The 25007-nt window shown below is 63.8% G+C and carries 17 protein-coding genes; 13 read left to right on the forward strand and 4 right to left on the reverse strand.

The features are described 5' to 3' along the window. Window positions 1-99 precede the first annotated feature (99 nt). The 6 genes from ACIPY2_RS00855 (at window position 100) to ACIPY2_RS00880 (ending at window position 11134) form a co-directional block, all read left to right on the forward strand. Complete coding sequence (locus ACIPY2_RS00855; protein ID WP_400264507.1) at window positions 100-1734, forward strand: LuxR C-terminal-related transcriptional regulator; 1635 nt, start codon at window positions 100-102, stop codon at window positions 1732-1734. Between the two features lie 137 nt (window positions 1735-1871). Then, window positions 1872-2999, forward strand: a complete 1128-nt coding sequence (locus ACIPY2_RS00860) for a flavin-containing monooxygenase (RefSeq protein WP_400264508.1) — start codon at window positions 1872-1874, stop codon at window positions 2997-2999. Window positions 3000-3264: 265 nt separating this feature from the next. Further along, window positions 3265-5328, forward strand: coding sequence for an acyltransferase family protein (locus ACIPY2_RS00865; protein ID WP_400264509.1), 2064 nt, complete (start codon window positions 3265-3267; stop codon window positions 5326-5328). After that, on the forward strand, window positions 5325-7412 hold the full coding sequence (locus tag ACIPY2_RS00870; protein ID WP_400264510.1) for an acyltransferase family protein: 2088 nt from the start codon (window positions 5325-5327) through the stop codon (window positions 7410-7412). The genes ACIPY2_RS00865 and ACIPY2_RS00870 overlap by 4 nt, the downstream gene beginning before the upstream one ends. 213 nt (window positions 7413-7625) lie before the next feature. After that, window positions 7626-9134, forward strand: a complete 1509-nt coding sequence (gene guaB / locus ACIPY2_RS00875) for an IMP dehydrogenase (protein WP_347108021.1) — start codon at window positions 7626-7628, stop codon at window positions 9132-9134. A gap of 116 nt (window positions 9135-9250) precedes the next feature. Beyond that, window positions 9251-11134, forward strand: a complete 1884-nt coding sequence (locus tag ACIPY2_RS00880) for an ABC transporter ATP-binding protein (protein ID WP_400264511.1) — start codon at window positions 9251-9253, stop codon at window positions 11132-11134. On the opposite strand, the gene ACIPY2_RS00885 is transcribed toward ACIPY2_RS00880, so the two are convergent. Beyond that, window positions 11131-11775, reverse strand: a complete 645-nt coding sequence (locus ACIPY2_RS00885) for a hypothetical protein (RefSeq protein ID WP_400264512.1) — start codon at window positions 11773-11775, stop codon at window positions 11131-11133. The genes ACIPY2_RS00880 and ACIPY2_RS00885 overlap by 4 nt on opposite strands. Before the next feature lie 173 nt (window positions 11776-11948). Here ACIPY2_RS00885 and ACIPY2_RS00890 point away from each other — a divergent pair, with 173 nt between their 5' ends. The 7 genes from ACIPY2_RS00890 (at window position 11949) to ACIPY2_RS00920 (ending at window position 23009) form a co-directional block, all read left to right on the forward strand. Continuing rightward, a complete protein-coding gene (locus ACIPY2_RS00890) occupies window positions 11949-13085 on the forward strand; it encodes a GuaB3 family IMP dehydrogenase-related protein (RefSeq protein WP_400264513.1) in 1137 nt (378 codons plus the stop codon). 160 nt (window positions 13086-13245) lie between these two features. Further along, window positions 13246-15000 carry a glycerol-3-phosphate dehydrogenase/oxidase gene (locus ACIPY2_RS00895; protein WP_400264514.1) on the forward strand — a complete coding sequence of 585 codons (1755 nt, stop codon included), beginning with the start codon at window positions 13246-13248 and terminating at the stop codon, window positions 14998-15000. 60 nt (window positions 15001-15060) lie between these two features. Next, window positions 15061-15549, forward strand: a complete 489-nt coding sequence (locus ACIPY2_RS00900; RefSeq protein WP_400264515.1) for a PTS sugar transporter subunit IIA — start codon at window positions 15061-15063, stop codon at window positions 15547-15549. A gap of 42 nt (window positions 15550-15591) precedes the next feature. Further along, complete coding sequence (locus tag ACIPY2_RS00905) at window positions 15592-16458, forward strand: SURF1 family protein (RefSeq protein WP_400264516.1); 867 nt, start codon at window positions 15592-15594, stop codon at window positions 16456-16458. After that, complete coding sequence (locus tag ACIPY2_RS00910) at window positions 16455-16955, forward strand: DUF3817 domain-containing protein (protein WP_400264517.1); 501 nt, start codon at window positions 16455-16457, stop codon at window positions 16953-16955. The genes ACIPY2_RS00905 and ACIPY2_RS00910 overlap by 4 nt, the downstream gene beginning before the upstream one ends. A gap of 111 nt (window positions 16956-17066) precedes the next feature. Further along, the gene (gene guaA / locus ACIPY2_RS00915) at window positions 17067-18656 is read left to right on the forward strand and encodes a glutamine-hydrolyzing GMP synthase (protein WP_400264518.1); all 1590 of its coding nucleotides are present in this window, start codon (window positions 17067-17069) and stop codon (window positions 18654-18656) included. Window positions 18657-18824: 168 nt separating this feature from the next. Further along, a complete protein-coding gene (locus ACIPY2_RS00920) occupies window positions 18825-23009 on the forward strand; it encodes a DUF4011 domain-containing protein (RefSeq protein WP_400264519.1) in 4185 nt (1394 codons plus the stop codon). 53 nt (window positions 23010-23062) lie between these two features. Here ACIPY2_RS00920 and ACIPY2_RS00925 read toward each other — a convergent pair whose 3' ends face one another. The 3 genes from ACIPY2_RS00925 to ACIPY2_RS00935 form a co-directional block, all read right to left on the reverse strand. Continuing rightward, on the reverse strand, window positions 23063-23800 hold the full coding sequence (locus ACIPY2_RS00925) for a Flp pilus assembly protein CpaB (RefSeq protein WP_400264520.1): 738 nt from the start codon (window positions 23798-23800) through the stop codon (window positions 23063-23065). Between the two features lie 78 nt (window positions 23801-23878). Then, on the reverse strand, window positions 23879-24145 hold the full coding sequence (locus ACIPY2_RS00930) for an FmdB family zinc ribbon protein (RefSeq protein WP_400264521.1): 267 nt from the start codon (window positions 24143-24145) through the stop codon (window positions 23879-23881). Between the two features lie 144 nt (window positions 24146-24289). Beyond that, window positions 24290-24889, reverse strand: a complete 600-nt coding sequence (locus ACIPY2_RS00935) for a 5-formyltetrahydrofolate cyclo-ligase (protein WP_400264522.1) — start codon at window positions 24887-24889, stop codon at window positions 24290-24292. Between the last annotated feature and the right edge of the window lie 118 nt (window positions 24890-25007).

The following is a 25007-nucleotide window of genomic DNA, read 5'->3' on the forward strand; positions in this document are numbered from 1 at the left end:
CGGGGCTGCCCTTGCTGGCTTACGACGGCGGCGGTAACCTGACGCTGTTGTGGCAGCGTGGGTGAAGGGCAGCCTGCCGCACCGGCCGCAAGGTGGGCAATGGCAGTACCGTATACCGCTTTGGATCAAGGACGCTCGGCGTTCACGGAACGCCGCTGGAGCGACGCTTTGGAGTGCCTGGTTAGCGCCGACAAGCAGGGTGGACTGCCGCCGCAGGATCTTGAATTGCTTGCATCCGTCTCCATGCTGTTGGGGCGAAACAGCCAAGGCCTCGACTATCTGGGCCGCGCCCACGACGAATACCTGACCGTGGGCGACGCGGACGGTGGAGCACGCTGCGCTGCCTGGCTGGTCATGTTCCTCATGGACGCGGGGGAGAGGGCCCTCGGCAGCGGTTGGTTGGCTAGGGGCCGGCACCTGGTTGAGGGCCTGGAAGGAATGAACGCTGGGGAAGGCTACCTTCTCATCCCGGCAGCGCTCGGAACGCTCCGAAGCGGCGACCCGCAGGCCAGCCACGCCCTGTTCAGCAGGGCGCTCCAGATCGGAGAGGCACTGGAGGATACGGACCTCAAAGCCATGGCGCGGCTGGGGGTGGGCACGTCGCGGATGGCGCTTGGGCATCCGGAAGAAGGGCTGCGGCACCTGGACGAAGTCATGGTCTCCGTGACCGCAGGGGAAGTCTCACCGATTCCCACAGGGATCATTTACTGTGCCGTGTTGGGCAGTTGCCGGCTTGCACAGGATGTGGGCAGGGCACAGGAATGGACGTCTGCACTCGAGCGCTGGTGCGGGGAACGTCCGGACATGGTGATGTTCGGTGCCCAATGCCAGGCGTACCGGGCGGAGCTCCTGATCCTGCATGGAGCCTGGGACCAGGCCTTGGAAGTGGCGAAGTCGGCTGAAGGGCGAATCCGCAAGGGCGATCCGGACGCAACGTTCGGCGCCTGGTACCAGGAAGCTGAGGTTTTCCGCCTCCGGGGCCGATCCGAGGAGGCCGGCCGCGCTTACAAAGTCGCTGCCGGGACAGGCTTCGAACCGGAACCGGGCGTAGCGCTGCTCCAGCTCCAGGAGGGGAAGGCAGCCGAAGCGCAGGCCCGCATTCGGCGTGCTGTGGCTGGGGCCGACCCCGCCAACAAGCGGCGGTTGCTTCCCGCCGTCGTCGAAATTGAACTGGCGGCCGGGGACGCTGCGGCGGCGAGGACCGCCGTCGAGCAACTTACCCAGGGCCTGCATGCCGGAAGTCCTCCCCTTGAGCTGGCCTCCGCTGCCCAGGCGGAAGCCGCCATCCTCCTTGCCGAAGGCGAGCCGGCAGCAGCCCTCTCGACGGCGCGCCGCGCATGGCGTCTCTGGTACACACTCGAGGCCCCCTTCAACGCCGCCCGTTCCCGTGTACTTGCCGCCCGCGCGTGTGCGGCGTTGGGCGATCCGGACTCGGCCGCCATGGAGTTCGAAGCTGCGTTGGAGGTCTTCGCGGATCTCGGGGCGGCTCCGGCTGTCGCCCAAGTGCAGGTTCTGAGCCGCGCCGGCTCGGGGGACGATTCCCTGCTGACAACCCGCGAACTGGAGGTCCTGGGCCTGATTTCCTCAGGGCAGTCAAACAAATCGATTGCGAGGCAGCTGTTCCTCAGCGAAAAGACAGTGGCCCGCCATGTCAGCAACATCCTGGCCAAGCTCGGAGTACCTTCACGGGCGGCGGCGACGTCGTACGCCTTCGGGCACCACCTGATCCCTTGATGCCCGCTCACATCCCGCATCATGTGCAGTAATACCCATGGTCCTTCCTCGGGAAATGGGTAATTCTCCCGACGCGCCGTGCCACCCGGCGCCCATAGGTTTGCTGTATCGGTACACGCAACCAGGAGGACAGAGCCATGAATTACCAGGAGCACGAAGAGCTGGAAACGGTGATTGTGGGAGGTGGACAGGCCGGGCTGGCACTAGGCCACTATCTCGCCTCGCAGAACCGGGACTTCGTCATTCTGGACGAGAACTCCAGGACGGGACAGTCGTGGCGCGGCCGCTGGGACTCGCTGCGACTCTTCACTCCCGCCAAATACGACGGGCTTCCGGGGAAGCCTTTCCCAGGCGACCCCCTGGCATTCCCTACCAAGGACCAGCTGGCCGACTACCTTGAGGCCTACGTCCGTGAGTTCCGCCTTCCCGTTGTTTTGGGCGCCCGCGTCGACGAGGTGCGGCAAGACGGCGACGGCTTCTTAATCGCTTCGGGGGAGCGCAACTGGCGTGCCCGGAACGTCGTGATCGCGACCGGCGGATACCAAGTCCCCAAGAGGCCGGCCTTCGCCCAGGAGTTGAACCCTGCGATCGTGCAGCTGCACTCGAAGGACTATCGCAACCCGGGGCAGCTCCAGCCAGGCAATGTGCTGGTGGTGGGTCTGGGCAATTCGGGCGCGGAGATTGCCTTGGAGGCCAGTCGTACACACCCAACGTTCGTCTCGGGCAAAGCGAGCGGTGAACTTCCCGTACGCCATGGCCGCGCCGGCGCCCGCTTCTTCCTCCCCGTCATAAGGTTCCTTGGCCTGTACGTATTGACGCTGAATACTCCCATCGGCCGGAAAGCAGCTCCCGGATTCAAGGCGATGGCCGCACCGTTGATCAGGACGCGGAGCAAGGAATTGCGAGCAGCAGGCGTCCAACTGCTGCCCCGGGTTGCCGGTGTCACTGCAGGCTGTCCGGTGTTGGAAGACGGAACTTCTCTTGAGGTTTCAAACGTCATCTGGTGCACGGGGTATCAGGAGGACTATTCGCCACTCCAGCTTGAGCGGTCCGGATTGCCCCAGCATTATCGTGGGGTGGTGGAGTCTGTCCCCGGGCTCTACTTCCTGGGCCAGGAATTTCAGTTCGCCGCGGCCTCTGCCACACTTCCCGGCATTGGGCGGGATGCCCGCTACCTGGCAGCTGCCATGTCAGCACGCAAGCTTGGGAAGTCGTCAAGGGAAGCAGGGCAGCCGCAGCCGAATGCGGGACAGTTACCGGCGTGACTGCCGGCAATGTGACCATGGAATGCGTCACATCCGGCATGACTGGCCCCCGGCTAAGGCCACTTAGTATCGTTTCCCCGTGTCAGGCCCGCATTCTTCCGGAAGGGGCACAGCCGGCACACAGCTTGGACTGTGCTGATCCATAGCGAGAGGTGGGCTAATTGACCTGCCGGACGGGGTCCATCCAGCCCCCTTGACTGGGACACATGCGCTAAAACGCATATGATGGAACCTTTGTGAAAGAGCCTTTGAGGAATCGCCTAACGTGACTGCACCAACGATCCAACAGCCCGCCCGTCCCAACAGGCGGGCCGCAGGTCCCGTTGCAAAGTCCAAGTTCCGCCCTGAAATCCAAGGCCTCCGCTCGCTCGCAGTCCTCATGGTGGTCAGCTACCACATCTGGATCGGGCGGGTCTCAGGGGGAGTGGATGTCTTCCTGCTCATCTCCGCATTCCTGATGACCCTGCAGTTCACCGGACGCTATAAACAGCGGCGTTCCATGGATCTGGTCAAGCACTGGCTGCACCTGTTCCGGAGGCTGCTCCCGGCCGTTGTGGTAGTCATCCTCAGCACTCTCGCAGCTACATTCGTCTTCCTGCCACCTACCCGTTGGGTGGACGTCGTAAACCAGGCCTGGGCATCCCTTTTCTACTTCGAGAACTGGCTGCTGCAGACACTCGCCGTCAACTACTACGCAACGGACCACAGCCTGGCGAGCCCCGTGCAGCACTTCTGGTCCCTCTCCATCCAGGGCCAGATCTTCATTCTGTGGCCGGTCATTTTTGCCACCATGGCAGTGGTCTGCAGGAAGTACAACCTGCGCTACCGGGCGTCTTTGGCCTACATCTTCGCGATTATTTTTGTCGCTTCCCTGACCTACTCGATCATCTTTACGGCCAACAACCAGGCCGTGGCCTACTTCGACACCTTCGCCAGGTTGTGGGAATTTGCCTTGGGTACCTTGGTGGCGCTGATCCTTCCGGCGCTGGACTTCTCCAAGCCGGTGCGTGTGGTGATGGGTTGGGTCGGAGTCCTCGCCATGCTCAGTTGCGGGATCGTACTGCAGGTGCAGACCGCCTTCCCCGGCTTCGTAGCGTTGTGGCCAACCCTCGCTGCCGTGTTCGTCATTGTGGCCGGACAAACGGGCAGCCGCTTTGGCGTGGACCGAATCCTCAGCTCCAAATTCCTGGTCAAGCTGGGGGACAACTCCTATGCTCTTTACCTTTGGCACTGGCCCATCCTGGTGATCGCACTGGCGTGGAGCGGCAAGGAGCACGCCGGCTGGCTTTCGGGCACCGCCATCGTGGCTTTGGCCCTGGCTCTGGCATTCCTGACCACCAAGTTCGTGGAAAAGCCGTTCCGTGAATGGCAGTGGCCGGAAATGAAGAAATGGCGTGCAGCCGTTTCCATCGTGGCGTGCCTCGCCGTTGCATGTGCGCCGCTGCTGGGGTTCCAGTACAAGCAGTACCTGGACCAGAAGGCTGCCGAGACGCAGGCCTTCAATGACAATCCCGGTGCCCACGCCTTGCTTCCGGGCTATGTTGACCAGGTCAGCGAAGGCGCCAAGACCCTGCCCACCGCTGAACAACTTCCCGAGGACTGGGCCCATCTGGGCGCCTCGTGCGAGGGCGCAAGCAAACCGGACGACAATCTACTGGCCGAGAACTGTACCCAGAACGAAGTTGGCGACGACGCCACTAAGAGCATCGTGGTGCTCGGCGATTCGCACTCCCAGCAGTGGCTCGCCGCCCTTGGCCCGCTGGCCGAAGCAGAGCACTGGAAGGTCACGGCCCTCCTGCTTGGCGGATGCCACTTCATGCCTCACAACGGCGATGCTGACAGCCAGTGCAACGATTTCAACGCGGCGGCTTTCAAGTACGTGGCTTCCCATACTCCGGATGCCGTCTTCATGGTGGGTTCCATGGCGTCACCGTCGTCGCCGGACGAGAAACTCGTCTATGGCTTCGACCAGACGGTGACCAACTTCAACGACCTCGGCATCCAGGTGGTCGCGATTCGGGACAACCCCCGGTACGACTACAACGTGACTGAATGCGCCTTGGCCAAAGGCGTCGACAGCGCCGACTGCAAGTCGGACGAGCCTGATGTGGTGGCCGCCGAAAGCCCGTTCGCGGCCGTCCAAGGCACGTTCGGGAACGTTGCCTTCATGGATATGACAGATCTTCTGTGCGACGGCATTACCTGTCCGAGCGTGATCGGCAACGTCTTCGTGTACCTCGACGATAACCACTTGTCCAAGACGTATGTTGCCAGCATGGGTGACATGTTCGACGAGAGGTGGTTTGCCGCGACGGGGTGGGCACGATGACCGCCGCCAACAACGCGGGCACCTTGACCGCGCCTTCCACGAAGCAAGGCACGACGCCGGAACGCACCTTCCGTCCGGAGGTCCAGGGCTTGCGTGCCTTGGCCGTGCTGATGGTGGCCGCGTACCACATCTGGCTCGGCAGGGTCTCCGGCGGTGTTGACGTCTTCCTGCTCATTTCCGCGTTCCTGCTGACGCTGTCCTTCACGCGCAAGTTGGAGGCGGGAAAGCCCCTCCTGCTGCTGCGGCACTGGCTGCACGTCTTCAAGCGGTTGCTGCCCGCCGTCGTCGTGGTTTTGCTGGCGGTCCTGACGGCCACCTGGGCGTTTGTCCCGCAAAGCCGCTGGCCGGACGTGCTCGCCGAGGCCTGGGCGTCCCTGTTGTACCGGCAGAACTGGCAACTTGCCAAATCTGCCGTTGATTACTACGCGCAGGACCACTCCGGAGCGAGCCCGCTGCAGCACTTCTGGTCCCTGTCCGTCCAAGGGCAGGTCTTCATCCTTTGGCCGCTGGTATTCGCCGTGATCGCGATCCTGCAGCCATACCTTGCCAAACTGTTCCGCAACAGCAAGGCCGTCGCCCACAGGCAGTTGCTGTTCATGGCCTTCGGCCTGGTCTTCGCGGTTTCGCTGGTTTACTCGGTAGACCAGACGGCGCACAACCAGGAGTACGCCTACTTCGATACCCGCACGCGCCTCTGGGAGTTTGCGCTGGGTTCCTTGCTGGCGTTGTCGCTGCCGTACCTGAAACCCGGACGCAGGCTCCGGGTGTTCCTCGGCTGGGCAGGTCTTGCGGCCATGCTGTCTTGCGGGCTCATCCTCACCGTAGACCGCTCCTTCCCGGGATTCGTCGCGCTCTGGCCCACCCTGGCCGCAGCCGCAGTGATCGTGGCAGGGCAAAGCGGGAGCCGTTTTGGCGCGGACAGGTTGCTTGCCGCCAAGCCCTTGGTCCTGGTCGGCGATAACTCCTATGCCTTGTACCTGTGGCATTGGCCGGTACTGGTGTTCTTCCTCCTGGTCACGGAGACCACGGCTCCAAACCTGCTCCAGGGGCTGGCCATCATGGCTGTGTCCATGGTCCTGGCCATTGCCACCACGCGCTGGGTTGAGCGCCCCCTGCGCCGCTGGGAGTGGCCCAACGTGCGGTCCTGGCGGGCCGCCGTCGTCATTGCCTGCTGCGGCGCGCTGCTGGCGCTGCCCGTGACCGCCTGGCAGGGAGCCATCTCCGCCGAGGGCGCCGCGATCGCCGACCAGCCCATGGAGCTTACTCCCGGAGCCGCAGCGCTGGCACCGGAAAAAGCGGGCCAGCCCACCCCTGATGCCAAGATCATTCCGGCGCCGGCTGCCATGAAGGATGAGTGGGCGGACATCGATGGGTTGTGCACCGGCGACAACGTGCCGTCCGATCCCTTGCTGCAGGGTTGCCTGCAGAACGACGAACCGGATGTGGTCACCAAAAGGATTGTGGTCCTGGGCGACTCGCACGCGCAGCAGTACATGGCGGCGCTCGGCCCCATTGCCAAGGCGCATGGCTGGGAAGTGGTCACCCTCCTGAAGGGCAGCTGCCGGTTCGGTGCGGAATCTCCCGAGAGGGACGAGGAGTGCAACGCCTTCAACAAGGCCAGCGCCGCCTACGTCATGGAGCATAAGCCGGATGCTGTGTTTACGGTGGCGTCCCTGACTCACGTCACGGCACCGTTCGAGACCGAAGTCCCGGGCTACCTGGAGGGCATCAAGCCGTTCACGGATGCAGGCATTGAAGTGGTGGGAGTCCGCGACAACCCACGGTTTGCCATCAACATGCCTGAGTGCGTGCAGAAGAAGGGACCGGACTCACCGGACTGCAACCCGCCGCTGGAGGAATCCCTGGCTGCGTCCTCGCCCCTGGATGACTACGCCGGCAAGGTGGATCGCCTCTACCTCATGGACATGAGCGACTTCATTTGCGAGCAGGGAACCTGTCCGGCCGTGGTGGGCAACGTCTATGTCTATAAGGACGACAACCACCTCACCAAGACCTACGTACAAAGCATGATTCCCATGTTCGAGGAACGGTTGCTGGCAGCGACGGGCTGGTCGGCGAGCTAGCCCCACCTGCCGCTTGCGTATCAGGAGAAGCACGACGACGGCCTGCCGCCAGTGCTGTTGCTCACACTCGGTGGCCGCGGAATATGGCGACGGGCGCAGAGGTTCTAGTATTTATCCAACACTTCTGCACAGGCCAGTCCCGTAATGACGGGCTGGTCATCAGTTGCAACCCCTACCAGTTCCAGTCCCCACACCAAGGTAAGAGGCGCACTCATGACCCAGCCCGAACACGATCCCTTTGGCTTTGTTGGCCTGACCTACGACGACGTCCTGCTGCTTCCCGGTCACACCAACGTAATTCCCTCGGAGGCTGACACGTCCTCCCGGATTTCGAAGCGCATCACCGTGCAGACGCCTTTGTTGTCCGCCGCCATGGACACCGTCACCGAGTCCCGCATGGCCATCGCCATGGCGCGGCAGGGTGGCCTTGGCGTGGTCCACCGCAACCTTTCCATCGACGACCAGGCCGAGCACGTTGACCGGGTGAAGCGCAGCGAATCGGGCATGATCACCAACCCGGTGACCATCAACCCCGAAGCCACGCTCCAGGAGCTCGACGAGCTGTGTTCCCGCTACCGCGTCTCCGGCCTCCCCGTGGTGGACCCCGAGGGCCGGCTCCTGGGCATCGTCACCAACCGCGATACCCGTTTCATCCCGGAATCCGAGTTCCCCACGCGCCGCGTCAGCGATGCCATGACCAAGATGCCGCTGGTCACCGGCCACGTAGGCATCAGCCGTGAGGAAGCCTCCCACAAGCTGGCCACCAACAAGATCGAGAAGCTCCCGCTGGTTGATGACCAGGGCCGGCTCAAAGGCCTCATCACCACCAAGGACTTCACCAAGGCCGAGCAGTACCCGCTGGCCACCAAGGACGACGAGGGCCGCCTCCGCGTTGGTGCTGCCATCGGTTTCTTCGGCGACGGTTGGGAACGCGCCATGAAGCTCATCGACGCCGGTGTGGACGCGCTGTTCGTGGACACCGCCAACGGCCACTCGCAGGGTGTGCTGGACATGATCGCACGCCTCAAGTCCGATCCCGTGGCAGCACACGTGGACATCATCGGCGGCCAGGCCGCAACCCGCGAAGGTGCACAGGCACTGATCGACGCCGGAGCGGACGGCATCAAAGTCGGTGTTGGTCCGGGCTCCATCTGCACCACCCGCGTGGTGGCCGGTGTGGGCGTCCCGCAGATCACCGCAATCTACGAGTCCGCCAAGGCTGCCATCCCGGCCGGCGTTCCGCTCATTGCCGACGGCGGGCTGCAGTACTCGGGCGACATCGGCAAGGCCCTCGTGGCCGGCGCCGATACCGTGATGCTCGGCTCCTTGCTTGCAGGCTGCGAGGAGTCCCCGGGCGACCTCATCTTCGTCAACGGAAAGCAGTTCAAGAGCTACCGCGGCATGGGTTCCCTCGGTGCCATGCAGTCCCGCGGCAAGAACACGTCCTACTCCAAGGACCGTTACTTCCAGGCTGACGTTTCCGGCGATGACAAGCTCATCCCCGAAGGCATCGAAGGCCGTGTTGCCTACCGCGGACCGCTGGCATCGGTGGCCTACCAGCTGGTTGGCGGCCTGCGCCAGACCATGTTCTACACCGGCGCCCCGACGATCCCCGAGCTCAAGGCACGCGGCAAGTTCGTCCGCATCACTGCTGCCGGCCTGAAGGAATCGCACCCGCACGATATCCAGATGACCGTCGAGGCGCCCAACTACTCCCGGTAGTAGAAAGCCGTCTCCATCGAAAAGTCCCCGTGGTTTCCACGGGGACTTTTTCGTTGGGCACCTGCCCTGCTGTATGAGTGGCTCCTGCCGTCAGGGGGCAGGCATAGGCTGGGCACATGTCAGAACTGCCACCAGGGCCGACGCATCCGGAATCCGTCCGGGTGACCAAAGTGCCGCCCCGGAAGCTTGCCCTCCGCCCGTACGCCCGCGCCGTCGGGCAGGTCCTGAAGGTGAGCTTCAAAGCATCACCGGCCGCGGTGATTATGAAGGTGGCCGGTTCGTTGATCTCGGCCACCCTGCCGCTGGTCACCACTTACTTCGCCGCCCTCACCACCACTGCGCTGGCTGCTGGTTACGCGGGGGATCCGGCGGCCGGTCCGCGTGCCGTCCTGTATGTCATCATCACCGCCGCGCTGGGCTTGTTCTGGGGCGGATTCAGCAGCGTGGACCGCTACATCCAGCAACTGATGAGCTTTCGCGTCGGGGCGATCGTGGGGGACCTCATGTACCAAAGGTTCCTGGCACTCGAGTTCTGGCGCTATGACGACAAAGAAACCGTAGATCTCTACGACCGCGCCAAACGCTTCTCCGATTCCTACGCGAGGGTCCTTGACCGGATAGCGGCGATCTTCACGCAGCTCGTTTCCGTCATCCTGGCCATTGGTGCGTTGTTGCTGGTCAGCTGGTGGATCGCTGTGATCGTGCTGGTTGCGATCGTGCCGAGCGTGTACTTGCAGTTCAAACTCTCCCGCGAGCAGATCGCCCACTGGAACACGCAGGTTGATTCCCGGCGGCAGCGCAGGATGATCGAGCAGAACCTCCTGCGCCCGCAGCACATCGCGGAAATGCGGCTCTACGGAATCGTGGACTACCTCATGGACCTCCGCTCCCGGCTACGCGACGCGGACGAGCGCAGGCGCCTGGATTTCCAGAAACGGTACATCCCCAAACAGTTGGCGGCCGACGCGCTGCAGTACGGCGCGGAGGTGGTCTCGCTCATCTGGGTGGTGGGGCAAATCATCGCCCACGCCCAGCCGGTGGGGCAGTTCCTGTATGTCCAGCAGATCGTGAGCCGCGCGTTGTCCACCGCCAACAACCTCGTTTCCTCGCTCAGCTCGATCGACGAGGACCTCGCCAACCTCAAGGACTACGAACTGTTCATGGCCCTTCCAGTACCCACCGGTCATGAGCCACCCCTCGCCGAGCCGCCCAAGACCGTGGAAATGCGGGATATCCATTTCAGTTACACAGGCAGTGATATCGAGGTGATCAAAGGCATCTCATTGACCATCAAAGCTGGCCAACACATCGCGATCGTCGGGGAAAACGGCGCCGGGAAGTCGACCCTGATCCGCATCCTGGCGGGCCTCTACAGGCCGGACTCCGGCACAGTAGTGCTCGACGGCGTCGACCTCGCCTCTGTTGATGTGACCAGCTGGCACCGGCATCTGGCGGTCCTCAGCCAGGAGTTCCTCAAATACGAGTTCGCCACTGCCGCGGAGAACATCTACCTGGGCGATGTGGCAGAACCGCGTGACGATGTCCGTATCAGGAGGGCTGCGGCCGACGCGGAGGCCATGGACTTCATCAACAAGCTGCCCAACGGCTTGGAGAACCACGTCAGCAACTGGATGGAAGATCCGCGGGGACGCAAAGGCAGCGGCTTGTCCGGCGGACAGTGGCAGAGATTGGCAATGGCAAGGAACTTTTACCGGGACGCCTCATTCATGGTCATGGACGAGCCCACTTCCGCCATCGATGCGTTGGCGGAACACAGGATCTTCACCCGCCTGTTTGCGGACAGGAGCAGCACCATCATCGCCATCAGCCACCGCTTGGCGACTATCGAAAAGGCCGACGTCGTGTACATGCTTGAGGACGGCCGGATCGCCGAGCAGGGCACCCACAAAGAACTGGTAGCCCTGCGTGGAAGGTACTTCAGGATGTTCGAGTCCCAGCTCTCAGTGGATGAGACCAGCGGGGCGGCCCCTGAGGGTTAGAGCGGGCCGTATCCTGCGTTGCCGTAGGGATCACGCCACGTGGCGAGGTCCTGTTCCAGCAGCGCCCGGAAGCGGGGATCAGTTGCAGCCTTGCGTCGAAGGGATTCCCGCGAACGGCCCATGATGGTGGCGGGAATGATGATGCCAACCAGCAGGAGGCAGACCAGGAACGCCAGTACCAACCCCAGCGTCAGCAGCGCGGCAGAATCCTGCCACGTGGATGGTTTGGCGGTGAAGGCGAACACTCCCAGGAAGGCGAGCACGATGAAGCCGGCGAAGGAAAGCGCACCCCTTAAGCTCCCGGGCCCGCGATTGACCAGGGCCCGGCTTGTTTGAGGCAGCCGGTCCCGCACCCGCACGAAGGAGAATCCGCACAATACGGCGAGGGCCGCGCCGGGAAGGCCTAGGGCAGGAAGCAATACGAACGTGCCGAGCCGAGCGGCCAGGACTACGCCCAGAAGGACTAGGGCCGCGCCCACCCCGATTCCGGCCGCCCACGCACCCATATAGGCTCCCCGGGCGTCGGCGATTTCGCGCAGGCGGGAGCGCGCATTGGCCGGAGTGATGGCGGAGAGCTCCGGTGAAAGCCAGTAGTCCAGGGGGCGGTGTTGAATATCGGCTCCGTAGAATCCAGGCGCCATTGGTCCCCCTTGTTTGGTGTGCGTGTGCCTTTTTGAAGGCTATCGGACACATCCAGGACTCTGCCATGGGCACCCCTCTCTGTGTGGAAATAGCCCGTTCCGCAGGCTTTGTGAAGTGTTCACTTTCTTCGCCGGGTCGGGGGTTCCGGGAGGGGTCCAGTAAAGTAAGAGCCGTGACTTATGAGATTGAGATTGGCCGTGGCAAGCGTGGGCGTCGTGCCTACTCCCTGGACGACATTGCGATCGTTCCGAATCGCCGGACGCGTGACCCGAAGGACGTCTCTGTCTCTTGGCAGATCGACGCCTACAAGTTCGACACGCCCGTCATCGGCGCACCCATGGACTCCGTGATGTCACCCGAGACGGCCATCGCGCTCGGCCGCCTCGGCGGTCTTGGCGTGCTGGATCTCGAAGGTCTTTGGACCCGTTACGAGAACCCGCAGAAGGTCCTTGACGAGATCGCCGGCCTGGCCGATGAAACCGCGAGCCCGGCCGTTACGCGCCGCATGCAGGACCTGTACCAGGCCCCGGTCCAACCGGAACTGATCAGCTCCCGCCTGGCCGAGATCCGTGCCGCCGGTGTCACCGTCGCAGGCTCGCTCACCCCGCAGCGCACCCAGGAGCACTACAAGACCGTGGTGGCTGCCGGCGTCGATATCTTCGTGATCCGTGGAACCACCGTCTCGGCCGAACACGTCTCCAAGAACCACGAGCCGCTCAACCTCAAGCAGTTCATCTACGAACTCGACGTCCCCGTGATCGTGGGCGGCGCCGCCGGTTATACGCCTGCACTCCACCTGATGCGGACCGGCGCTGCCGGCGTCCTGGTTGGATTCGGCGGGGGTGCCACCACCACCACGCGCCGCGCGCTGGGCATCCACTCGCCCATGGCTTCGGCGATCTCCGACGTCGCGGCGGCCCGACGCGACTACATGGACGAGTCAGGCGGACGCTACGTCCACGTCATTGCCGACGGCGGCATGGGCAGCTCCGGCGATATCGTCAAAGCCATCGCCATGGGTGCGGACGCCGTCATGCTGGGCAGTGCCTTGGCACGCGCAGAAGAAGCACCGGGCCGCGGCTGGCATTGGGGTCCCGAGGCACACCACCTCGAGTCACCGCGTGGTGACCGCGTGAACGTCGGTACCGTCGGTCCGTTGGAGGAAGTCCTCTTCGGGCCGGGCCACCACACGGACGGCACGTCCAACCTCATCGGCGCGCTGCGCCGTTCGATGGCCACCACGGGTTACTCCGACCTCAAGGAGTTCCAACGCGTGGACGTCGTGGTCTCGCCCTACGCCGGCAACTAGCGCCTCAGCATCGGCAGGCCCCCGCAAGGTCCGGATCAATCCGGCCCTTGCGGGGGTTTTGTTTTTGAGTGACGTACCTTGCCGTTCCGGCACTGCCCACGACGCCGGGCAGCAAGTAGGGTAGTGGGACTACCAGCTGTTGCGTTTGAGGAGGAGTCCGATGAGCAATGCCGCAGGCGGCCCCCAGGTTAGTTCGCCCGGTGCACTGAGCCCGGAGTCGCGGGCCGCGTCGATTGAAGCCTTGAAAGCCACAGCCGAGCCCGGTAAGGAACTGGACATCCTCATAGTCGGTGGCGGCGTCGTGGGCGCCGGGGCGGCGCTGGATGCGGTGACGCGCGGACTTACTGTCGGCATCGTTGAGGCGCGCGACTGGGCCTCCGGTACGTCGTCGCGCTCGTCCAAGCTCATCCACGGTGGGTTGCGCTACCTCGAAATGCTCGATTTCTCCCTGGTACAGGAAGCCCTCCAGGAACGGGGACTCCTGATCCAGACCATCGCCCCGCACCTGGTCCGGCCCGTGCCCTTCCTGTACCCGCTGACCCGGAGGGTATGGGAGCGCCCATACGTCGGCGCCGGAATCATGCTGTACGACACGCTGGGCATTACCTCCGGCCATAGCCGCGGCGTACCCATGCACAAGCATCTCAGCAAGCGGGGCACACTGCGTGCCGCGCCGAGCCTGAAGGATGACGCCTTCGTGGGTTCCATCCGCTATTACGACGCCCAGGTGGACGATGCCCGGCTGGTGGTCAACGTGGTCCGGACTGCCGCCCATTACGGTGCCCACGCAGCCAACCGGGTGCGCGTTGTGGACTTCCTCCGTGAGGGGGAACGCGTGGTGGGCGCCAGGCTGGAAAACCAGGAGGATGGAAGCGTCTTTGACGTACGGGCCAAGCAGGTGGTCAATGCCACCGGCGTCTGGACCGACGAGACCCAGGCCATGGTCACTGATCGCGGGCAGCTCAAGGTCAGGGCCTCCAAGGGCATCCACCTGGTGGTCCCGCGTGACCGGTTCCAGTCCACGGTTGGCCTGATCCTCCGCACGGAGAAGTCGGTGCTGTTCGTCATCCCGTGGGGCCGCCACTGGATCATCGGCACCACCGATACCGACTGGAAGCTGGACAAGGCCCATCCGGCGGCTTCCAGCAAGGACATCGACTACGTCCTGGAACACGTCAACCGTGTGCTGAAGCGGCCACTGACGCGTGAAGATGTTGAAGGCGTCTACGCAGGTCTCCGGCCGCTCCTGGCCGGGGACAACGACTCCACTGCAAAGTTGTCCCGCGAGCACGTTGTGGCCCATCCGGTTCCCGGACTCGTGGTGGTGGCAGGCGGCAAGTACACCACGTACCGGGTCATGGCCAAGGACGCCGTGGATGAAGCAACCCGTGCCATGGACGAACGCGTTCCCTCCAGTTGCACGGACACCATCCCGCTCCTCGGCGCAGAAGGCTTCAAAGCGGCCTGGAACCGGCGCGCCCGTTCGGCAGAGGAAGCCGGCGTGCACGTGGCAAGGGTCGAACACCTGCTCAACCGCTACGGATCCATGGCATCGGAAGTCCTGGACCTCATCGCCGCGCAACCGGAACTGGCAGAACCGCTGCCGGGGGCGGATGACTACCTCGCAGCGGAGGTTGTGTACGCGACGACGCACGAGGGTGCGCGTCATGTTCACGACGTTTTGACGCGCAGGACCCGAATTTCGATCGAAGCGTGGGACCGGGGTGTGTCTGCCGTGCCGGTAGTGGCTAAGCTGATGGGAGAAATCCTTGGCTGGAGCGATGCCCAACGCGAAAGCGAAATCAAGCACTACCTCGCCCGTGTAAAGGCCGAAAGGCTCAGCCAGGAGCAGCCCGACGACGAGTCAGCGGATGCCGCGCGCATGGGAGTGGACGACATCATGCCCCTTCGCTGAGCTATCGCGGCAGCCGGCTGGGGAACTGCGGCTGAAAGGCCACACTGGAGGGAACAGGACTTGGCAGAACCACTTGACCGGTACGACGCGGAACTCACCACGCCCGAAACGGTCATCCTTGAGCTCGAGGCAACGGACAAGGCTGATGCCGCATCGCAATTGGCCAAACGGCTGCACGCGGCCGGGAGGATCTCCAACCTGGATGGATTCCTTGAGACGGTCAACTCGCGTGAGCACCAACTGGCCACTGGCCTGCCGGGCGGCATAGGCCTTCCGCATGCACGCAGCGAGTACGTTGACAGGATTTCCATCGCGGTGGGCATCACCAAGTTCGGCCATGCGCTGGACTTCGGAGCCAGCGACGGTCCTGCGACGGTCATTCTGCTCATCGCCACTCCGGCCAGCTCCTTCTCGGACCATCTGGAAGTGCTGGCCACCCTGGCCCGGTCCTTATCGAAGGAATCGTTCCGCGAATCCTTGCGACGCGCCAATGATCCCGAGGTGATCGCCGAGCTCATCAACTCGAGCCTGGTGTTCTTCGACCACTAGCCCGTTTCGTTGTTCTACAGCCGGACGAAGTACGGTTAAGGGGTGTTGAAAACTGCGTTGAAACCCCGCTGGATCGCAGGATTGGTCTTTGCGCTCCTGCTCTCCGGGGTATTTGTGCTGCTCAGCCAGTGGCAGCTCAGCCGTTCGACGCAGCATGATCCACCCGCGCCGTCCAGCATCGAGGAAGTCAAGCCCTTGGTGGACGTCCTTAAGCCGGGCCAGTTCTTCCCTGGATCGGTCCAGGACCAGATGGTCAGTGCCAGCGGAAGCTACGATCCCGCCAAGCAGGTCCTGGTGGAGGGAAGGCTTTACAACAACCAAAAGGGTTATTGGATCGTCTCGGCTTTCGCCGTGGACAACGCTCCCACACTGAAGGGCGCTGCCGCGACTCCCCGGACCTGGATTCCGGTAGCCCGCGGCTGGGTTGCCGATCCAGCCCAGGCCGACGCCCCGCCGTCGGGCTCCCTCACGCTGACCGGCCGCCTGCTGCCGTCTGAGGCCCCGGTACCAAACGTCGACGCCGGTCAAGGCCGCGCTTCCGCCGTAGCGGTCGCCGAACTCATCAACAAGTGGAACGTTTCCAGCTACCCAGGCTTTGTCGCCGCTACCTCGGAAGTCACCGCGTCCGGTCCCGTGCCGCAGAACGACGCCGTCAAGGCGCTGAACATCCCGGCGCAGCCGCCTGCCCAGCAGATCAACTGGCTGAACCTCTTCTATTCCGTGGAATGGGTGGTCTTCGCCGGATTCGCCCTCTACATCTGGTGGCGGATGGTCGCCGACGACTACCGCCGCGGCCTCGAAGGCGACGACGGGTACGACGACGATGAAGGGTCGGGCGGCGAGGCCGCCCCGGATCAACAAACAACTGAGCCAAAAAACAGTGAGCCAGAACAAAAGGTGCAGCCATGATTGAACCCAAACCGGCAATCCAGCCCGAACAGTCCGGATCCAAGCCCAAGAAACGGCGGTTCGGCGGAACGGAAGCCCAAATCCGTTCGGCATTGAAGTTCTACAAGGTCATGGCATACCTGACCGGCGCCATGCTCCTGCTCCTGTGCGCAGAGCTGATCGCACGTTACGGTTTCGGGGTTTCCTTGTACGCCGGCGGCACCAACGCCGTGACGGGACAGCCGTTCGGTTTCGGTTTCGCCGAGTCCGAGCCAAAGGGTGTGATCGGCGGCTTCAACATCTCCACCACCGTCCTGATCGTGCACGGCTGGATGTACGTGGTGTACCTCGTCTCCAACTTCCGCCTTTGGTCGCTCCTGCGGTGGCCGTTCTCCAAGCTGGTACTCCTGGCGCTCGGTGGAGTCATTCCGCTGATGTCGTTCATCGTTGAGAAGAAGTTCCACGCCCAGGTGGAGGCCGAACTGGCCGCCAACCCGCAAGCTTCCAAGCGCTACTGAGCTCCCGTTTGGGGCAGTCCTGTGTGAGATGCCTTACGACCGGCGCGGAATCAGGGCCTGAAGGCCGTCTCCGGTGTGCGCCGGGGCGGCCCGGCAAAGTAGTCTTGTTTGGTGACTACTCCCACCGCACCCCAGACTTCACAGAAGCCGGTGCTGGTTGTTGACTACGGTGCCCAGTACGCGCAGCTGATTGCCCGCCGCGTCCGTGAAGCCAATGTGTATTCGGAAATCGTTCCGCACACCTTCACCACCGAGCAGCTTCTGGCCAAGAACCCGGCAGCCATCATCCTGTCCGGCGGACCTTCCAGCGTCTACGCTGAAGGCGCCCCGTTCGTGGAGGCCGACCTCTTCGAGGCCGGCGTCCCGGTTTTCGGCATCTGCTACGGATTCCAGGCCATGGCCAATGCCCTTGGCGGCAAGGTGGCGCAGACCGGCCTCCGGGAGTACGGCGCTACGGAAGCTCTCCTTGTTGGCGACGCACGTTCCATCCTTGACGGTGTCCCGGCGTCCCAGAACACCTGGATGAGCCACGGCGATTCCGTCCATGAGGCACCCGAGGGCTTCGAAGTGCTGGCAACCACCGCGGGTGCACCCGTGGCTGCTTTCGCCAATGATGAGAAGCGCCTTTACGGTGTGCAGTGGCACCCTGAAGTAAAGCACTCAGTCCTCGGCCAGCATGTCCTCGAGAACTTCCTGTTCAAGGGCGCCGGCCTGACCCCCAACTGGACCACCGGGAACATCCTGGAGGAGCAGGTGGAGCGCATCCGCGAGCAGATCGGTGACTCCAAGGTTATTTGCGGCCTTTCCGGTGGCGTCGATTCAGCCGTCGCGGCAGCCCTTGTACAGCGTGCCGTGGGGGACCAGCTGACGTGTGTGTTCGTGGACCACGGCCTTCTCCGCGAAGGTGAAGCCGAGCAGGTGGAGCGCGACTTCGTTGCCGCCACCGGAGTGAACCTCTACGTTGCCAACGAGCAGGAGCGCTTCCTCTCCGCACTGGCCGGGGTCAGCGATCCCGAGACCAAGCGCAAGATCATCGGCCGGGAATTCATCCGCGCCTTCGAGGAGGCGGAGCGGGCCATCATCGCCCAGGCCGCTGCCGAGGGCGAGAAGATCAAGTTCCTGGTCCAGGGCACCCTCTACCCTGACGTCGTCGAATCCGGCGGAGGCGAGGGAGCTGCGAACATCAAGAGCCACCACAACGTAGGCGGCCTTCCCGAGGATCTGCAGTTTGAACTCGTTGAACCGCTGCGTGCGCTGTTCAAGGACGAGGTCCGTGCCGTAGGCGCGCAGCTCGGCCTGCCGCAGGAAATCGTTGGCCGCCAGCCGTTCCCGGGCCCGGGCCTGGGCATCCGCATCGTGGGCGAGGTTACCAAGGAACGCCTGGACCTCCTCCGCAAGGCCGACGCCATTGCCCGTGCCGAACTGACCGCTGCCGGTCTCGACAACGACGTTTGGCAGATGCCGGTAGTGCTGCTGGCGGACGTCCGCAGCGTTGGCGTTCAGGGTGACGGCCGTACTTACGGCCACCCGATCGTGCTCCGCCCGGTATCGTCCGAGGACGCCATGACGGCTGACTGGTCCCGCCTGCCCTACGATCTCCTGGCCCGGATTTCCAACCGCATCACCAACGAGGTGGACGGCGTGAACCGCGTGGTGCTGGACGTGACCAGCAAGCCCCCGGGAACCATCGAGTGGGAATAGCATTCTGAATGGCCGGTCTCCTTTGGGAGGCCGGCCATTCGTGCTTTGGTGCTGCAGTTTGGCCGGAAGGGGCGGTCGATTGCCCGTGTGCTGTGAAATGACGGCGAATTTCGCCTTGCCCAGTGTTGCGGAGCAAGGTAGGCGCCTATTCCCGCTACCCTCGAAAGTATGCCGGTATGGTCCAAGGCGTCTAAAGCTAGTACAGAAAAGAAGGCAGAAGTTGTGTCAGTAGGTCAAGGCCACGAAGAGGGCTCCGAAGAGCTCCGGAAATGGCTCTCTGGACTCAAGCCCGTCACCGGTGCGGACACGATGCTGCGTTTCGTCAAGACGCCAGAGGGTGCCATTGACCTGAGCAATGCCCATCCCTCGGGCCTCGCGCAGCTGCTCGCGGGCCGCCGGACACGGTTGTCCACGCTCATCCGCGACCGGCAGCAATACATGGTGGCGGCACGCGCTGCGCGGAACATCCGATCCAAGATTTTTGAACTGGGCAACGATCGCGGCATCGAGGCAGGGTACTTGTCCGCCGGGACCGTGGTCTGGACCTCGGCCGTGGGCGGCAAGCCACAGCGGGTCTCGGCGCCCGTCATGCTGACCTCCATCACCCTCACCGTCCGCCCGGGCGAGGATGACTTCGAACTTCAGCTCACCGAGCAGGCCCGTATGAACCCTGCATTGGTGCGGCACCTCAAGACCGTCCACGGTATTGTCTTCGACGTCAACGCCGTTGCGCGCATGGCTTACAACACGGCGCGGCTTGACCCGCAGCCGGTCCTGGACAGGCTCGCCACCCTCGTCCAGCCCATCCACGGTGCCGAGGTTGAATTCAACCTCCTTGTGACCACGCTCGCCGATCTTTCCGGCAACCTCGACGATCCCTGGATCAACATGAACAATCCCACGGTGGCCGCGCTCGCAGCGGCTGCCAACGGCCGTGATGTTGAGCCGGAACCTATCAAGGCCGGCCGTTTCCCGAGCCTGGATGATCGTGATCCGGCCGACGAACTCCTGCTCCTGGATGCCGACACTGACCAGCAGTACGTGGTGGACGCCGTCCGCGCGGGAGATTCGCTGGTTGTGAGCACGCCTCCCGGCAGCGGACAGACCCAAACGGCCATCAACACCATCGGTGCCCTGGTGGCCGAGGGAAAGTCTGTCCTCGTGGTGGGCGAACGCCAGTCCAGCCTGGCGGGCCTGTCCGCACACTTGGAGTCCCTTGGCCTGGACTCTATGCTGTTCAAGCCGGGCAACGGGACCACACCACAGCAGCTCAAGGGCCAGCTGGTGCGTGCCATCATGCGTAATGAGAAGGCCTTGGAGCCGCAGCTGGGCAACCTGCACCAGACGCTCACCGGGCACCGCCATGCCCTCCTTGACCACGTTGCGTCCCTCCACAACGTCCGCGAGCGTTGGGGATGCTCGCCGTATCAGGCCATGCAGTCCTTGGCCGAGCTCACTTCCATCCATCCGGCGCCCTCCACCACGGTGCGGCTGAAACGCAGCGTGCTGGATAACATCAAGGACCGCGAAGAACTTGCCGGACGCCTGCGCCGGGCTGCGGAACTTGGCAGCTTCAGCAGGGCTTCCACGTCCAGCCCTTGGTACGGTGCCAGGCTCGTCACCCGCAGGGAAACCGAGGAAGCCCAGCAACTCGCCCGGGTGGCAGAAGAGAAACTTCCCGTCCTCCGCGACCGCATGAAGCAGTTGGCGGATCACGCCGAGATCCGGCTGGGGGAGACGTTCACGGAGTGGGGCACCCAGCTTGAGTTGCTCATTGCCGTCCGGGAAAGCCTGGACAAGTTCACGCCGGACATCTTTGACCGGCCTGTCCATGACCTGATTTCCGCAACAGCCAGTTCCGCCTGGCGCCGTGAGCGCAACATCGAGATGCCGTCCATGCAGCGCTCCAGGCTCAGGCGCGTTGCCAAGGAATACGTCCGTCCGGGCGTCCACATCGCCGATCTCCACAGCTCACTGGTGCTGGTCCAGGAGCAGCGCGCCTTGTGGGCAGGCTACGCCACTACGCAGCGACACCCCGCAGTGCCTTCGGGCTTGGCCGACCTCGGTGCTTTGTACCGGGAGTTGGACGGGGAGCTGCGGCGGCTCGGTGATGCCCTCAAGCACACGACCGACGGCGGCGACCTTCACGAAGCTCCCTACGGGCATCTCATGGAGCGGCTTGAGCGGCTCGTGGCAGATACCGCGACCCTCGAGACGCTTCCCGAGCGCACGCTGCTGATCGAACAGATGCGCGAACACGGATTGGGCGAACTGCTCGCGGACCTTGCCGCACGGGAGGTGCCGGCCGAGTCGGTGGCAGCCGAGCTGGACCTTGCCTGGTGGCAGTCCGCCCTTGAAGCCATGATCAGCGGGGACGACTACCTCGCGATGTCCGACGGCGACTCGCTCCGCAAGCTGGAGGCGGAGTTCCGGCTCGCTGACCAAGCGCACATCGCCAGCGGGGCCGCCCGCTTGCGCTGGCAACTGGCCGGAAACTGGCGGCAGGCAATCGTCGAGCATCCCCGTCAAGCCGAATTGCTCCGTGCCCTGCTCAAGGACGGCCGCGTCACGCTGCCTGCACTGAGCGCCCAGGCCCCGGACCTCGTTCCGCTGCTGGTCCCCGTGTGGTCCGTCAGTCCGTACCTCCTCACGGGTGTCCTCCCTGCCGAACAGAGGTTCGACGCCGTCGTGATCATCGACGCCGAGTCAACATCGCTCCAGGCTGTCCTTCCAGCGATTGCACGTGCACGGCAGGTGATCGCCTTCGGTGACGCCAAGATCGCCAATGCGCGGACCTTCAGCGTGGCGGTTGAACCTCCTGTTGCGGGGACGGCCAGCCACGAGACCGTGGACAGCGCCTTCAAGGCCTTGGCCAGGGTCCTGCCGACGTGGCAGTTGAACTGGGTCTACCGGGCAGTGGACGAAGACCTCATCCTGCAGCTCAGCAAGAACTACTACGACGGCGGCCTGCGCAGGCTCCCGGACGGCAGTTCCGTGACGGGGCTGGACCGCTCCATCCTGGTGGAGTACATCCCGGATGGGACCGGACTTCCGGGCGCCGACCATGAGGGCGTGGAGTCCGTGACGGCGGAGGTCAACCGGGTTGTGGACCTGGTTTTCGAACACGCAACGCTCCGGCCCCGCACTTCCCTGGCAGTGGTGACCGCCAGCCTGCGCCACGCTGCCCGTATCGGCGAGGCCATCAGGCTGCAGTTGCCGAACCACCCGTTGCTGTCGGCGTTCTTCGGTGCCGGGCCGGAGTCCTTCCGGGTTGTTGACCTGGAACGCGCCCAGGGGCTGGTCAGGGACCACGTCATTTTCTCCCTCGGCTACGGCCGCACGCCGCATGGTCGTGCACTCCATTCATTTGGCCCGTTGTCGGTGGAGGGCGGAAGGAACCGTTTTGCCCTGGCGATGACGCGGGCCCGGCGCTCCATGCATGTCCTGAGCTGCTTCCGGCCCGAAGACCTCGACCTGGACCGCCTCTCCCACGGAGCCGTCGACTTCTATGAACTCCTGGACAGGGAGTTGTCCGGAAACAGCAACCTTGGAACTCCGGCCTCACGCGCGGTTGCCAGCGAACAGGCCCTGGGTGAGGATCCCCTCGTGGCGGATCTTGGGGAGAGGCTTCGCGCCAGGGGTGCCCGGGTCTGGCACCTTTATGACGGTGTCCTCGATATTGCCGCGGCGGCCGATCCCGTCCACACGATCGGGCGGGAGGGCGCGGAAATTCCGACTCCCGTTGCCATCGAATCGGATGGAACCGAACGCTACCGCCGCATGAGCGTGCGCGAACGCAGCCGCCTCAGGCCCCAGCTGCTGGAGCGAATGGGTTGGCGCTATATGTCCCTGTGGACCATCGAGGTGTTTACCGATCCGTCTTCCTGCGCCGATCGGATTGGTTCCTACCTCGGTTTGGAGAACCACGTTCCGCAAGCCACGGCGGCACCCCACCATGGCTTCCTTGACATGGACGTAGAACAATTGGAGGTGCGCGATGTCCAACAGTACGGACGCCCGGCTCTCGACCGGTCCCTGCTCGGTGGCCCGCGACCGGATCATGGAGACTTGGAAGAAGCAGCGGTGAACAAGCAGGAAAACGCCAAGGAAGAACCCAGCGAAGCGAAGGCCGCACCCACGGACGATGCCCCGAATCGCAGCCAGGGCGATGCCCCTGAAGCCGTGGAAGGTGTAGCTGAAACGTCCGAAGTAAAGCCAGCTGCGGCCAAGCCGGATTCAGCCGGGATACTGCCCAACAAGGCTTCCGAGGACGATCCGCGGCGTTGGGGCGACGAGTCGGGTTATGACCATGATCAATGGCTGAAGGAACAAAAGCCTCCGCACTGGGGCTGATTCCTCGGCCGCAGGAGCGGACAGCATCGACAATCATGTATGCGGGTCCGCCGTCAGCTTGGATTGACGAGTACAAAGAAAAGCTTGCCTTGCGTTGATGCGCCGGCAAGCTTTTCTGCTTGTTCGGGGTTGGCGGATACTACCACCAGCCCGTCCGTGTCAGTGGTGCCCAACCATTGGCCCGCTTTGCCCCCTTGTATGGACGTCCAGAGCACGGGCAGGGGACCGGCAAGGACATGGCTGGGGCGCTGCTCGTCGTAACTCCCCGTCCCGGTCAGGACAACGGTGACCAGCTGCCCTGGAGATAACAGCTGGATGGATGACGGGTCCGCCATCCGCAGCGGAACGGCTGCGGAGCCTGCCGGAGCTCCGGTGAGGAGGCCCGGGCCGAGGAGGTCCGTTTCCGTGGGGATTTGGCCCTTGGCCAGGGGGGAGGCGAGCTGGCGCCCCGCAAGGCTGGAGGCATCGTGGAGGGCCCCGGAAATTGCGACGTCGCGGGGGACGCCCATCATGACGAAATCCGATTCGGCAAGGCTGCTTCCCGCCGCGAGGTCCCGGGCGGCCACCAGAATACTGATGCGCTGTTCAGAGGCGGGCGTGAGTTGTTGAACTGCGATACCCGTAGCCAGGCAGAGCAGGAGAGCAACGGTCAGCCGACGGTGACGGGCTACAAGTGATGCAAGGTTTGTGCGTGGACGCCCGTTGCCCGACCTCCTGCCCTGCAGGAAGGCACTACGGGACGATGTGCGGCTGGCGCGGCCGAGCCGGAATGAAGGTAATTTCTGTGGCATGTCGCCACGCTAACCACCGGACCCGGCCGCAAAGCAGCGGCCGGAGACCCTATGTGGAAAACCTTCGTCGTTTATGGTCTAGCTGGCTGCCGCCGCGGGGGCGGGCGTTGCTGCCGGTGCAGGCGCAGCGGGGGCCGAGGGTGCAGCGGAAACCGTGCTGCCCTTGGTATCCCGGGAATCCGTGCGGTAGAAGCCCGAGCCCTTGAAAACCACGCCGACGCTGTTGAACTTCTTGCGAAGGGAACCCTTGCATTCCGGGCACTCCGTCAGGGAGCTGTCCGAAAAGGACTGGACGATGTCAAAGGCATGGTCACAGTCTTTGCAGGCGTATGCGTATGTGGGCACTGAATTCCTCCTTCAGGACAAAGTTCAGGTCCTGTAACGCCTCGGGAAACCATCTCCCATTAGCAGTCGCAGGGCCTGAGTGCCAATTCTATCATCCGGTTTTCCCGCACTCACTACGGATTGCGGGGAAGCTACTCCCCATAACTACCTTGAGAGCCGCACAATTCCCGACGGCGTCAATATCTCGGAAACCGGCTGGTCGAACTCCTCGGCGGGGATGCTGCCGGAAGGCAACACGTCGTCGTCGTACGTCACTGCAATGGTGCGGGGGCGCTTGCCCAGTACCTCAAGCCCCTGGAGGAACCGGTCGTAGTAGCCGCCGCCTTGGCCGATCCTGTTGCCGTCTCCGTCCACGGCCGTCGCCGGCATGAAGATGCCGGTGGCAGCCGCCGCCTCCTCCGTGCCGAACCGATCGCCCTCGGGTTCATCGATGGGGGCGTAAGTAGAACGAACGAACCGTGTATCGGGAGTCCAGTAGACCCACGTGAGGTGCCGCTCCGGTTCGCAGACGGGAAGCAGGACGCGGTGGCCGTCCCTATGCAAGGCTTCGATAAGGGGAAGCGTGGGCGGCTCGAATCCGACCCCCAGATACACCGCGAAGGTACCGGGTTCGCCGGCCGATATTTCCTTGGCCCACGCTGTTCCGTGACCCGCCAGCGCTGCGCCGGCGGCGGCAATCTGTTCCGGAGCCAGGGCTCGCCGGTGTTGGCGCCGGGTGCTCCGGATTTCTTCCTTTGTTGCCATGTTTTCCGTTCCTTCAGCCTTTGCCGGCGGCGGCAACACTGCCGTCCACCAGTCAGGACGCTGGCGATTTGTAGGCCCCGGCACGGCGGGGGTTTGCCTTTTGACGTGTTCCGTCCGT

Origin of the sequence: Paenarthrobacter sp. NPDC089675, from assembly GCF_044749185.1 — a bacterium.
Lineage (GTDB): Bacteria > Actinomycetota > Actinomycetes > Actinomycetales > Micrococcaceae > Arthrobacter.